Annotated in this window: 13 protein-coding genes and 1 tRNA gene; 13 read left to right on the top strand and 1 reads right to left on the bottom strand. The window is 38.5% G+C overall.

The annotated features are described in order from the left end of the window. The first annotated feature begins 297 nt into the window (after positions 1-297). From EO120_RS04710 to EO120_RS04730, 4 genes are all read left to right on the top strand, one after another. Complete coding sequence (locus tag EO120_RS04710; protein ID WP_127134328.1) at positions 298-1,020, top strand: DUF4198 domain-containing protein; 723 nt, start codon at positions 298-300, stop codon at positions 1,018-1,020. A 189-nt stretch (positions 1,021-1,209) separates the two neighbouring features. Next, positions 1,210-1,284, top strand: a tRNA-Arg gene (locus EO120_RS04720). A 222-nt stretch (positions 1,285-1,506) separates the two neighbouring features. Further along, positions 1,507-1,839, top strand: coding sequence for a nitrous oxide-stimulated promoter family protein (locus EO120_RS04725; protein WP_127134329.1), 333 nt, complete (start codon positions 1,507-1,509; stop codon positions 1,837-1,839). Positions 1,840-1,916: 77 nt separating this feature from the next. Then, positions 1,917-2,624 carry an NAD(P)H-dependent oxidoreductase gene (locus EO120_RS04730; RefSeq protein ID WP_127134330.1) on the top strand — a complete coding sequence of 236 codons (708 nt, stop codon included), beginning with the start codon at positions 1,917-1,919 and terminating at the stop codon, positions 2,622-2,624. Between the two features lie 151 nt (positions 2,625-2,775). On the opposite strand, the gene EO120_RS04735 is transcribed toward EO120_RS04730, so the two are convergent. Further along, positions 2,776-3,054: a glutaredoxin gene (locus EO120_RS04735; RefSeq protein ID WP_127134331.1), complete on the bottom strand. Its 279-nt coding sequence runs from the start codon at positions 3,052-3,054 to the stop codon at positions 2,776-2,778. 184 nt (positions 3,055-3,238) lie between these two features. Between EO120_RS04735 and ilvB the strand changes: the two genes are divergently transcribed. The 9 genes from ilvB to EO120_RS04780 all read left to right on the top strand — a co-directional run bounded on the left by ilvB (position 3,239) and on the right by EO120_RS04780 (position 13,666). Then, the gene (gene ilvB / locus EO120_RS04740; protein ID WP_127134332.1) at positions 3,239-4,966 is read left to right on the top strand and encodes a biosynthetic-type acetolactate synthase large subunit; all 1,728 of its coding nucleotides are present in this window, start codon (positions 3,239-3,241) and stop codon (positions 4,964-4,966) included. Between the two features lie 9 nt (positions 4,967-4,975). Further along, positions 4,976-5,485, top strand: coding sequence for an acetolactate synthase small subunit (ilvN, locus tag EO120_RS04745; protein WP_127134333.1), 510 nt, complete (start codon positions 4,976-4,978; stop codon positions 5,483-5,485). A 149-nt stretch (positions 5,486-5,634) separates the two neighbouring features. After that, positions 5,635-6,231, top strand: coding sequence for a beta-class carbonic anhydrase (locus EO120_RS04750; protein ID WP_127134334.1), 597 nt, complete (start codon positions 5,635-5,637; stop codon positions 6,229-6,231). Positions 6,232-6,409: 178 nt separating this feature from the next. Continuing rightward, entirely contained in the window at positions 6,410-7,732 is a 1,323-nt protein-coding gene (locus EO120_RS04755; RefSeq protein ID WP_127134335.1) for a purple acid phosphatase family protein, read from the top strand. A 262-nt stretch (positions 7,733-7,994) separates the two neighbouring features. Beyond that, on the top strand, positions 7,995-9,182 hold the full coding sequence (locus EO120_RS04760; protein WP_127134336.1) for a M20 metallopeptidase family protein: 1,188 nt from the start codon (positions 7,995-7,997) through the stop codon (positions 9,180-9,182). 125 nt (positions 9,183-9,307) lie between these two features. Continuing rightward, on the top strand, positions 9,308-10,318 hold the full coding sequence (gene argF / locus EO120_RS04765; RefSeq protein WP_127134395.1) for an ornithine carbamoyltransferase: 1,011 nt from the start codon (positions 9,308-9,310) through the stop codon (positions 10,316-10,318). Positions 10,319-10,441: 123 nt separating this feature from the next. Beyond that, entirely contained in the window at positions 10,442-11,392 is a 951-nt protein-coding gene (gene argC / locus EO120_RS04770) for an N-acetyl-gamma-glutamyl-phosphate reductase (RefSeq protein WP_127134337.1), read from the top strand. Between the two features lie 115 nt (positions 11,393-11,507). Next, positions 11,508-12,368 (top strand): acetylglutamate kinase, encoded by an 861-nt coding sequence (argB, locus tag EO120_RS04775; RefSeq protein ID WP_127134338.1) that lies wholly within the window; start codon positions 11,508-11,510, stop codon positions 12,366-12,368. Between the two features lie 107 nt (positions 12,369-12,475). Beyond that, a complete protein-coding gene (locus EO120_RS04780) occupies positions 12,476-13,666 on the top strand; it encodes an aspartate aminotransferase family protein (RefSeq protein ID WP_127134339.1) in 1,191 nt (396 codons plus the stop codon). Positions 13,667-13,676 lie beyond the last annotated feature (10 nt).

A 13,676-nucleotide genomic window follows, 5' to 3' on the forward strand; every position in this document is an offset into this window, starting at 1 on the left:
TGGAATGAGCTACATATGTCTACAAATTTTCCAACTTATTGGGATTAGTCACACACACTTTTTGTCCTATAACCCTTTGTATACGTAGCTATTGTGATTGTATTGTCATGCTTATGATTAGTAAATTAGTGTAATGATGTCATCTATATAATTTATTCGCTACATGCATATATTCGGTGAGCTATATAAAATATTCATATCACTATGAATATACATACCCATGTATAGGCGACAGCATAAAAGAAGCATATAATAAAGGTAATTTATTATTGATAGATATTCTTAATGGAGGTATGTATGAATAAGAAGGTATTGTCATCTATGTTTGCTGCTCTCGTTGCAACAGGTTGCGTATGTACACAGACGGACGCTCACGGCGTGTTTTTCGCGAATCGTACCGATGAAAAGGTACTCGTATTAGGTGAAGGTCCCGTAGACAATGCATATAGTTCTGACATGGTAAAAAGCATTAAAGGCTATGATACGATGGGCATGGAAATTCCTTTGAAAGTTGTGAAACACGAAAAAAATATCGCTATCGTACCTACTGATAATTTAGGGGTTACTACTACCTATTTTGATTATGGATACTGGACGAAGGACAAAGATGGTAATACAGTACATCAAAAAATTACTGAAGTACCTGGTGCTACAAAAAGTACTCACGCTTTGAAATATGATGTGCATTATTGGAGTAAGGACGCTAAACCTTTAGTGAATAGCAGTGCTTTCATTCAAATTGTTCCATCCGTCAACCCATTGACATTGAAAAAAGGTGATACCTTTGAAATTCAAGTATTGAAAGACGGTAAACCGTATGCGAATGCGCCGCTTATTCGAGATTTGATTAATGATATGACTGGTGAAAGTATGGCTGATGAAAATGGTAAGGCTACTATCACTGTAGCATCAGATGGTTTAAATGTAATTGGCGTAGAGGTCGCATTCCCTACAGATATCAAAGGGGAGCAAAACAAATACTTCAGTGCGTTGTCTTTTATTATTTATCCTGAGGAATAATAGTATTTACAAAACTAGCCCCTTTAGCATACGCTATAGGGGTTAATTTTATGATAGCAAAGTACTTGTGTTTATCGGTGAACAACGAGATGTAAAAGCTTCTTGGTATACTGGTAATTTTGATGAAACTTAGAATATTTAGTTCTATAAATATAAGCTGAAATATGGTATAATCAGTAACGTATCCATGCGCCTATAGCTCAGGGGATAGAGCGCCGGTCTCCGGAACCGGGTGCGCAGGTTCGAATCCTGCTAGGCGCACCATAATATTAAGAAATCTTTCTGGATGGAGATCTTTTATTTTTCATTATAAAATTAATGATTTTATTCAACTTATGAGATAAGTGTATATCAGCTATATTGAAAAAATATAATATAATGTAACTTAGGTAACATAAAAATGAATGAGAATGATGTACAATATAAGTGCATCATTTTTTGTTTGCAAATTAGGAAAAAGGTCATGATTGAATTGTGAGGTGTAAGATGACAGTAGATGAAAAGCGCAAAATGGAATTAGATACTATGCGCCAAATTATGGGGATTTACTGTCATAACAAACATAATACACAGAGAGGTGAATTGTGTGATGAATGCCAAGATCTATGGAGCTATGCAAAGTATCGTGTAGAAGTTTGTCCTCATATGGAACATAAGACCTTTTGCAGTGTTTGTAAAACGCATTGTTATGGACCTATATATAGAGAGAAAATTCGTGCTATTATGAGATATGGTGGACCACGTATGTTATGGGTAGCGCCTATTAAGGTTCTACGTCATATGTTCTTAGAATGGCAAGATAAGCGTAGTTCAAAATAGGGTAGTTATAGCACACTGCGGATTATCGGATGTGGTAAGCTACACCGTATAGATAATATATAAAAAAGGAGATATACATGAGTAAGTACACTATTGAAACAAAACATACTAGCGTCGCTAATTTAGAGCGTCAAGATTTATTGAATGCTATGATGTATCGTCATGCATGTAAGAAATTTGATTCCACTAAGATTATTGGTGAAGATGATTGGAATGCGATTTTAGACGCGGCTCGCTTGGCACCTACATCTCTTGGATTTGAACCATTTAAACTATTGGTCATTCAAAACAAAGAGATTCGAGAACAAATGAAACCCTTGGGCTGGGGAATCCAAGCAGGTCTTGAAGCCAGTCATTTTGTAGTCATCTTAGCAAGACGTAAGCAAGAACTAGAAATTGATTCTGACTATATCACACACATTCAAAATGAAGTAAAAGAATTACCTGAAGATGTGCAGAATTTGTACAAAGATTTCTACGCTCGTTTTACAACAGAAGATTATAAAACGTTTGAATCAGAACGAGCTGCTTTCGATTGGGCTTCTAAACAGGCGTATATCGTTTTAGCGAATATGCTCATTATGGCGGCATATGAAGGCATCGATTCTGTACCATTAGAAGGATTCCATCAAGATAATATGACTCATCTCTTAGGCGATGAATTAGGTTTATTCGATACGAAACAATTTGGCATCGCTGTAATGGCTGCTTTTGGATATAGAGGAGAAGAACCGCGCCGACCTAAAACACGACGTACTATGGATGAAATTGTTATCGTAAAATAATATATATTATAAACGAGAACATGCTGTTTCTTAATGAGGGAGCATGTTTTTGCATTGTAGGACTGTAACTAGATATTGTGTACATAATATGTGGGTTAGTTAATATAAAAATATCTCCCCACTACAACAGTAGCAAGGAGATATTTTTATATTATGCAATAGCTTTATCAAATACAGCTTTGATTAATGCTTTTGTTTGGTCATAGCTTTCACCAGGTTGAGCTTCATATTGTTTATCAAGGTCAAACCAAAGATTTGGATAGTATTCGTATGGATGTGTTTTAAATAATTCGTGTGCATCTTGATCTTCTACCCATTTAATGTGGATATCAGCGTAGGCTGGATTTTCAGCCACTAATTCGTCAATAGCGCGAAAAGCGTTCATGCAATAAGGGCAGCCGTTCAAGTGGAAACCTAAGATTTCTTTCATGAGAATCAGTCCTTTCAGAAAATATGTATAATTTATATAGATTAAAAGCTATAAGACATACTCACAAATTGCAAGATATGTTATAGTATTGAGTATATCACAGTTTGTAACAACATTCAATTTTTTAGATATAATGGTTAATATGAATGAGAATGCACATGAATTTGCATGAATAGGAGGTCCTATGATTTCTGGTGCTGCCTATGTGGTGAAAGCTTTGCAAGAGGAACAAGTTGAGTTTTTGTTCAACTATCCTGGTGCAGCTACCATCGATATAATGGATGAATTATATAAACAAGATCAAGTGAAGGTTATTTTGCCACGCCATGAACAGGCTTTGGCACATGCTGCCGATGGGTATGCGCGTAGCACTGGTCGAGTAGGTGTTTGTATGGTTACGTCTGGTCCTGGTGCTACAAATCTTGTTACGGGGATTGCTACGGCCTATTCTGATAGTGTTCCTATGGTTTGTATTACAGGGCAAGTCGACTTGTCTTTAATGGGGAATGATGCGTTCCAAGAGGTTGACACTGTTGGCATTGTTCGCAATGTATGTAAATATGCTGTTACAGTACGTGACAGAAAGGATTTAGGACGTATTCTGAAAGAAGCATTTTATATTGCTCGCACTGGTCGTCCAGGCCCTGTGGTAGTAGATATTCCTAAAAATATTCAAAAAGCTATGGGATCTGATGTATACCCTACAGAGGTTAATATTCGTGGATATAAACCAAATGAAACGGTACATATTGGGCAAATCAAAAAGGCATGCTCTATTATATCCAAGGCGAAACGCCCATTATTTTTGTTGGGTGGGGGCATTAGTATTAGTGGTGCTAACGATGTGATGACAGAGTTAGTGGATAAAACGGGTATTCCTGTAGTAACTACTTTAATGGGGAAAGGGGCTATTAGCTCTCGCCATCCTCTTTATTTAGGTAATGTAGGTATCCATGGTGGTTATGCACCGAATGTGGCTCTCACCGATTGTGATGTGATGATTTCCATCGGAACTCGTTTTAATGACCGCATTACAGGTAAATTAAGCACTTTTGCACAAAACTGTAAAATCGTGCACATCGATGTTGATGCGGCGTCTATTTCTAAAAATATTAAGGTCGATATTCCTATCGTAGCCGATGCTAAATTGGCTATTGAAAAATTATTGGAATATATGGAACCTCATGATTTAGGTGACTGGTCTACACAATTACAACAATTAAAAAAGGAGCAGCCTGTAACGCAGTCCGATATTGAGGGGCTTACACCAGAGCGCGTGATTCAATATATTAATAATCACTATGATCGTCCTATTGTGGCTACCGATGTAGGGCAAAATCAATTGTGGACGACCCAATTTCTCGAAATTGATGGAAACCATCAATTATTGACTTCTGGTGGTCTTGGCACTATGGGATACGGTTTCCCTGCGGCACTAGGGGCACAAATGGGGAATCCTGAGGCGCGTGTATTTGCCATCTGTGGCGATGGTGGTGTACAAATGAATATTCAGGAATTTGCTACCGCTATGCACTACCATTTGCCGATGACTCTCATCATTTTGAACAATGGTTATTTAGGCAATGTCCGTCAATGGCAGCAATTGTTCTATGATAAACGCTATGCGTGCACGAATTTGTTGATGGATGAAAGCGCTATCGTTACTAGAGAGTCTATCGATAATGGTGAATTTGAATATGTGCCAAACTTTGTGCAATTAGCACAAGCTTACGGAGCCCAAGGTATTCGTATTACGAAGGTAGAAGAATTAGAGGATGCTTTCACAAAAGCGGACAATTTTAAACAAGGTCCAACATTAATTGAATGTATTATTCCTACAGAGATTAATGTAATGCCCATGGTGCCGGCTGGTAAATCACTAAGCGATATGATGTTGAAAGATAAGAAATGAGGAGGCTCTATGTTACATTTAGAAAAGCGTTGCATTTCGGCATATGTAGAAAATCAAATCGGTGTGCTTGCTAAAATTTCGGGCCTCTTTGCGGGAAAAAATTACAATCTTGATACATTGACTGTTGGGGAGACGGAAGACCCAACTATGTCTCGTATGACCATCGAGCTGACTTGTGATGATTTGACGCATGAACAAATCATTAAACAATTGAACCGTAGCGTAGAGGTTATTAAGGTTATCGATTTTACAAATATGGCTATTACGAAAAAAGAATTGCTCTTTATTAAGGTGAATAGCTGCAAAGAATCAGATAAACAAGAGATTTTCCGCATTGCTGAAACCTTTGATTTAGACATTATAGATTACAATCGTAAATCAGTTCTCGTTCAATGTGTGAAAACGGTGTCTAAAAATAATGATATGATTGCTTTGTTTAATGATTTATTCGTTAATCGTATCGAAGTAGTACGCGGTGGCAGCGTAGCTATTGAGGCGTTGTCAACGCCGGATCGATAGGTATTGAAAAATAGCTACAAGGATTGACTATGAATCACTTATGAGTAGAATAAATTAATAAGTATCCTTGGTGTATGTTATAATAAGGATGAGCACAAAGCATAAAAGGTCTTGGCTATGCCAGGGCCTTTTTATATATAGGAGGTATTATGAGTTTATTAGCAGATATTTTAAAGCATAATAAGGAATATGTAGAGGATCAAAATACAGGTTATGTAGAGACAGATACGAAATGCAGTAAAATGCCTAGTCGTGAAATGGCTATCGTTACCTGCATGGATACGCGTCTTGTCAATTTTTTAGAAGACTCCATGGATATTGGGCGTGGTGAAGCAAAAATTGTTAAAACTGCGGGAAATTGTATTACAGGGCCCTTTGATGGTGTAGTGCGCAGCCTTCTCGTATGTATTTATGAATTAGGGGTCAATGAAATTTTTATTATCGGTCATTACGAATGTGGCATGGCCAAAACGACCGCAAAGGATTTAACGGAAAAAATGTTGGCTCGTGGCATTGCGCCAGAAGCGATTCACATGGTAAAACGTGAGATGGAACATTGGGCAGATGGGTTTACGCATCCTGCAGAAAATGTAGAGGAAACTGTTGATGAACTACGTATCAATCCTCTTATTCCCAAAGATGTACCTATTCATGGTCTTATTTTTCATCCTCGTACAGGAGAAATTGAGGTTATTGTGAATGGCTATAATCAAATGAAACAATATTACGATACATCCATAGATTAAAAGGAGGCGAGAGCCTCCTTTTCTATATATAAAATATATAGATAGCTATAAGTTTTAAGTATTCTCTATTATATAATACATATTGACTTAAAGCTAAGTTTAAGTTGTAGCATTGATGTCATTAAAGTAAAAAGTTTTCCCCTATAAAAGCGGGGTCTATATAGAGAGAAAGGTTTATATGAATAAAAAGAACGTTTTTGGTGCCTTCCTAGGATTAGTCTTCATTGGCGCTATTACTGTAGGGGTGATGCAATATGGTATTATTCTCAACGGCGTTAATCGGTTTATTTCTGTTGTGCAAGGGGCAGAAGTAAAGCCTTTATTATCATCAGAATCGCGTTATATTCGCCAAATAGTGGGCAAAGATAATGCGACGAGCCGTACTATTATGTGGCAATCTGATAACAGTGAACAGAGTGCTATGGTCGAATATCGCCTTGTTGGTAGTGATGCTTTGCTATCGGCACCAGCTACGAATGTAAGCTTTACAGACGATGGTTCTACTACGTATATTCACGAAGCAACCTTGGTAGACTTAACACCAGACACGAAGTATGAATATCGTGTAGGTTATGATAGCGACCGTCGTAGTGATTGGAAACCATTACAAACGGCTAGCGAAAAGGGGAGTTATGAAGTATTGATTTATCCTGACTCCCAATCGGCTGATTATTCTGGGTGGGAACAAATCGTAAAAGATTCTGCTGCCCGTCATCCTAATGCAGTCATGTATTTGAGTATGGGGGACCTAGTAGACAATGGGGAAGAAGCATCGCAATGGCACACATGGCTTAGTTCTGTGGAACCGTTGAGTTCTCGTATTCCATTGGCACCGATGATGGGGAATCATGAAATGTATGCATTAAATTGGAAAATGCGTGAACCAAAAGCCTATTTAGCCTATTTTGATGTACCAGATAATGGCAGTGAAAATTTTGACCGTCGCTATTATTCCTATGATTATGGTGATGTGCATTACGTAGTATTGGATACACAATTCTTTGAAGCGAACCATGCCGATAATAGCGATACACATCACCCTGATCTTTACGATGTACAAATTCAATGGTTGCTTAATGATTTGTCAAAAAATACGAAGAAATGGACCGTTGTGCTAATGCATCGTGACCCATTCCAATATGCCATTAATGGACGCACCGATCGTGAATCTGGATTCAGCGAAGAAGGTACCATATTCATGCCAATCTTTGATGAGTATAATGTGGATCTCGTATTGTCTGCCCATTTACATACTTATCGTGACCGTGGTCATATTCGTAATTTTGAACGAGATGCGACAGGACCATTATATATCATTACTGGTATTGCAGGAGATGTGCGCTATCCTAATTTATGGCAACAACATCCATTAGATGTATATGTAGCTCCGCAACCGGAAACGAATAATTACATGACTCTTGATGTGAGTCCAAATCAGTTAATTGTGAAATCTTATTTGCCAGATGGTACTGTATTAGAAGAGGTAAGTATTGATAAATAACATAGCTATTCTGCCAATCGTCATAAACATGGTGGGTAGTTTGTATACTATAATACAAAAATACTATTATTAAATCGATATAAGTATAAATGAAATTTCTTTGTGAATAAATATAGACCTATTATTGTAAGTTTTTTACATTAATAGGTCTTTTTCTTGAAATAAATACTTGATTAATATATGGGGAGGTATTATAATACAAATATGATTTATATTTATACATAATAATGTATAAAAGAGTAGTACGAAAAGGAGATGCGCTATGCATTCTTTAGAATTATTAATTAAAGAAACTGCGGCCAAGTATTTAGAGCAAGTCATTGCTTGGCGACGACATATACATGCTCATCCGGAATTATCTGGCGAGGAAAAGGAAACATCCCTCTATATCCAATCGGTGTTGACTGAATTGGGCATACCTTTTAAAAATGATGTTTCCGATTATGCTGTTATCGGTACTATACAGGGCTCTCACACAGGCCCTGTTATTGCGTTACGGGCGGATATAGATGCATTGCCAATACATGAAAAAACAGGATTACCTTTTGCTTCTGAAAATGATGGCATTATGCATGCGTGCGGTCATGATAGTCATGTGGCAATACTATTGGGTACTGCAGCTGTGTTACATGATATTAGGGAGCAATTACATGGCACTGTGAAACTTGTATTTCAACCATCTGAAGAGGAAGCTTTGTTTCCAGGGGCGCAAGGTATCGTAGACAGTGGTATACTCGATGATGTTGATGAAATTTACGGTCTTCACGTATGGCCTCAATTGCCTGTGGGTACTGTGGGCCTTAGAAAAGGGAATCTCATGGCTGCGTCGGATCATTTCAAGGTACATATTAAGGGGAAATCTACCCATGGTGCAGAGCCGCATAATGGTATCGATGCTATCGTGGCAGCTGTTAATTGGATTGTCAATGTAGAATCCGTCGTGGCTCGTGAAACGAATCCTATGGAAAATCTAGTGTGTACCATCGGCGTTATCAACGCTGGTGACCGATACAATGTAGGCGCTGGCGATGCATTCTTAGAAGGAACATGCCGTACCTATGCGCCGGAAAAACGCGATTATATTGAACGTCGCCTTGGTGAAAGCCTTAAGGCCCTCGATATGATGTTTGGCACCACTAGTGTACTCGATTTTAGACGAGGACATGGATCCACCATTAATAATCCAGATGCCATTGACTATGCCACAGCCATTGTGGAGCAATACATTGGGCCACAAGCTGTGGTACATCCAGAATTTCCGTCCATGGCGGCAGAGGATTTTTCCGCATACTTGCAAAAAATTAAAGGTGCCTTCCTTTGGTTAGGGACTGGCTTTGAAGGGAATCCACCACTGCATAATGATACTTTCACCATTGATGAAAGCATTATTGAAACGGGCATCGTTATGATGGCGGGCATTGCAGGAGAATTTTTACAACCAAAATCATAGGCTCTACATAGTTGGTAATGTTAGAGGGTATTTGTTGATTGTTATAGGATACATTGCTACGAGTGGTAGCCTATCTATAGAAATGGAGTATAACTCATAGAGATATAGAGTTTGAAGGAGTTATGATGAAGAGTTTACACAATAAATCGTTTAAAACGATGTTAGATTATACACCAGAAGAAATTAAATATTACTTGGACTTAGCTGCTAAATTAAAAGCAGATAAAAAAGCAGGCACAGAAATTAAAACTATGGAAGGCAAGAACTTTGTTCTCATTTTTGAAAAGGATTCTACCCGTACTCGGTGTGCTTTTGAAGTTGGTGCCGCAGACCAAGGGGCTCATACGACGTATTTGGGACCTACAGGTTCTCAAATGAATAAAAAAGAGTCCTTAAAGGATACTGCTCGCGTTCTCGGTTCTATGTATGATGCCATTGAATTTCGTGGATTTGCTCAAGATGATGTAGATACATTAGCAGATTTTTCTGGTGTTCCTGTATGGAATGGACTTACTGATATGGATCACCCAACTCAAACATTGGCGAATTTCTTGACACTGCAAGAAAATATTGACAAACCATTAAATGAAATTTCTTATGCTTATGTAGGTCATGGTCAATCGAATATGTGTAATGCATTGATGAGTGGTGCTGTTAAAATGGGTATGGATTTCCGACTCATTGGACCTAAACAATATTGGCCGGAAGGCCCATTCTACGAAGCGTGTTTGAAGGTAGCTAAAGAAACTGGTGCTACAATTACGTGTACTGATAATGTAGCAGAAGGCGTAAAAGGTCTCGATGTTATCTATACAGGTGTATGGGTGACTATGGGCGATACATATGATATGTGGGAAGAGAGGATTAATACATTTAAACCATTTCAAGTAAATGCGGAAATGATGGCATTAACAGGTAATTCGAATACGAAATTCTGCCATTGCTTGCCTGCATTCCACAATACAGAAACACAAGTAGGAAAAGATATTTTTGAACGGTTCGGTATGAATGGCATTGAAGTGACAGAAGATGTATTTGAAGGGCCTAATTCATTAGCTTTTGAAGAAGCGGAAAATCGTTTACACACTATCAAAGCCGTGATGGTAGCCACTTTTGGTGATTATCCTATGGATTAGCTTATAACGTGATGTATGTATGATATAGGAGATTTTAGTATTGGATATAATCCTTTGTAATAAGTGTTATAGCCACATTAGGAATAGCTATATCGTATTGATACAATGGGGAGGAAGACACATATGAATCCATACAAAGTATTTATTGTTGGACACGAGGGTACAACAGGTCTTAGAATTCATGAACGATTACAAGGCCGCAAGGACATTGAATTACTGTCTATCGAAGATGGAGATAGAAAAAATATAGATAAAATTGCAGCTATCGCTAAAACAGCAGATATTGTATTCCTTTGTTTACCAGATAGTGCATCCAAAGACATAGTAGCGGTTATCGGCGATTATGATTGTAAAATTATTGACACATCTACAGCGTTTAGAACTGATACGGACTGGGCTTATGGATTTCCTGAATTAGGGGACGATTATCGAGGGGGCATTCAAGAGAAGAAACATATTGCAAACCCTGGGTGCCATGCTAGTGGGATGATTGCGTGTATTGCGCCTCTTGTAAAATCTGGTATTGTACCTAGTGATTACCCTTTCACTATTACCTCTCTAACTGGTTATAGTGGAGGCGGTAAAAAGATGATCAATCAATATGAATCATCACCAAAGGATTATTTTCTTTACGCGCCACGTCAATATGGATTGGGGCAAGGGCATAAACATTTACCAGAGGTGATGCATGTATGTGGTCTTACAGATGCGCCTATTTTCATGCCTATCGTTGATGATTACTACAGTGGCATGGAGGTTACCGTAGGGCTACATAAACGCTTACTTTCATCAGGTAGTACGTTGAAAACGGTGCATCAAACATTAGATACGTTTTACAAGGGTAGTAAAATCGTTACTGTAGCACCTCTCAATGTGGCGGAGGATAACAAGTCATTCCTCAATGCTAACCGGTTGAGTAATACAGACGGCATGGTTATATCTGTGACAGGTAATGACGATCGTATTATGGTGCATGCCGTGTTTGATAATCTTGGCAAAGGCGCGTCTGGTGCAGCTGTACAATGTATGAATATTGCGCTGGGATTGCCCGAGGAGACTGGTTTGTCCTTATAAATTAGCATAGGTCGATGACGTATTAGGATTCATTTTGTTTTGATAACATGCGTAGTTACTAGTTATCACCAAATGGATTTTGATACGCAATAGTATAGGATGAGTAGGAGTTATTATGAACACCGTAACAAATGCGATGCGAGCCCATATTTTGACGGCTGCCGTACCGTATATTAAACAATACACTGATAAATACGTTGTCGTAAAATACGGCGGTAATGCTATGACGGATCCAGAATTGAAAAAATCCGTTATGAACGATTTGCTTTTACTGCAATTAGTTGGGGTAAAAGTTGTCCTCGTCCACGGTGGAGGGCCTGATATTAACAATGCCCTTCAGGCGATGCATATTGAGTCCCAATTTAAAAATGGGTTACGCGTTACTGATAAGGATACAATGGACGTAGTACAAATGGTATTAGCTGGCAAGGTTAATAAAGGGCTCGTAGCTGATTTGATTAGCTTTGGTGGTCGTGCTGTAGGTCTGTGCGGTGTAGATGGTCATATGATTCAAGTGCATCAAAAAAATGATGAACTAGGCTATGTAGGCGAAGTAGATGTAATCGACACTGCTATTATTGATGATGTTATTAGTAAAGGATATATTCCTGTTATTTCCTCTATTGGCTGTGGAGCTGATGGACAAGTGTATAATGTAAATGCTGATACGGTAGCCGCTAAAATTGCAGGTGCTCTTAAGGCCGAAACAATGGTGGCTATGACAAATATCGATGGTGTGCTTCGGGATGTGAACAATCCATCATCGTTGATTCCTCGCATCACCGTAGCCGAAGCAGAAACATTAAAAGTGGAAGGCATTATCGCAGGTGGTATGATTCCAAAGGTGGATTGCTGTTTAGAGGCCATTGCAGCAGGGGCTCAAAAGGTATTTATCATAAATGGTGAAATACCGCATGCCATTTTAATTGAGCTCCTCACAGATGAAGGTCTAGGGACTATGTTTGTAAAAGAATAATCCTTTTAGTGAAGTAATTGAATTGCATGATTTACTTTGAGTATATAGTTGAAATAGCTATGGTGAGCTGCTATGGGCGGGCTCACCATCGTTATATTGGAGGACGTATGATTACGAAAACAGAACAATTTGAACAACAAGATAAGGAGTATATTGCCAACACCTATGGTCGGTTTAACGTATGCTTTGAAAAAGGTAAAGGTTCTTTATTATGGGATGTGGACGGTAAAGAATATATCGACTTAGGTTCTGGCATTGGTGTTACAGCTTTTGGGGTAGATGATGCAGAATGGTCTGAAGCAGTAACAAAACAAACACATGCATTAAACCATATTTCTAATCTCTATTACTCATTACCACAAATTCAGTTGGCTGAATTTCTTTGCAAAGCAACAGGAATGAAAAAGGTATTCTTCTCTAATTCTGGTGCTGAATCTAATGAATGCTCCATTAAGGCAGCTCGTAAATATAGTCATGATAAATATGGTGAGGGCCGTCATGTTATTGTTACATTGGTGAATAGTTTTCATGGCCGTACTATTACAACATTATCAGCTACAGGTCAAGATGTGTTCCACCAACATTTTTTCCCATTTACAGAGGGCTTTCTTCATACACCTGCCAATGACATTGATGCAGCTATCGAAGTGCTAACTAGACCAGATGTATGTGCTATTATGATGGAACCTATCCAAGGGGAAGGTGGCGTTATGCCACTAGACAAGGAGTTTGTACAGGCTGTGACAAAGTTTGCTCATGAGAACGATAAATTAGTCCTCATTGATGAAGTGCAAACTGGGAATGGTCGTACAGGTTCTTTCTATGCATACCAACAATTCGGTATCGAGCCAGATATCGTGTCTACTGCTAAGGGCCTAGCTGGAGGATTACCTATGGGGGCTACTTTATTTAATGAAAAAACACAATTTGTGTTGAATGCTGGCGCTCATGCTACTACGTTTGGTGGCAATCCGATTTGCGCGGCCGCTGCAAATACTATTGTAAATCGTTTAACACCAGAATTTTTAGATTCTGTAAAAGCTAAGGGCGAATTTGTAAAATCTATGTTAGTAGGAAAAACTGGTGTCATTGGTATTAGTGGTATGGGCCTTATGCTGGGCATTGAAACGACGGTAGACGCTAAACAAGTTATTGCTAAATGTTTGGAAAAAGGCGTTGTAGTTTTATCTGCAAAAAACAAAGTACGTCTATTACCAGCTCTTAATATTCCACAAGAACAATTGGAAAAAGCTATTACAATTCTCGGTGAAGTCATTGCGGAATTAGCTCATTCATGATACCCTAGAA

The sequence above is a fragment of the Veillonella caviae genome (assembly GCF_003992125.1).
GTDB classification, from domain to species: Bacteria; Bacillota; Negativicutes; order Veillonellales; family Veillonellaceae; genus Veillonella; species Veillonella caviae.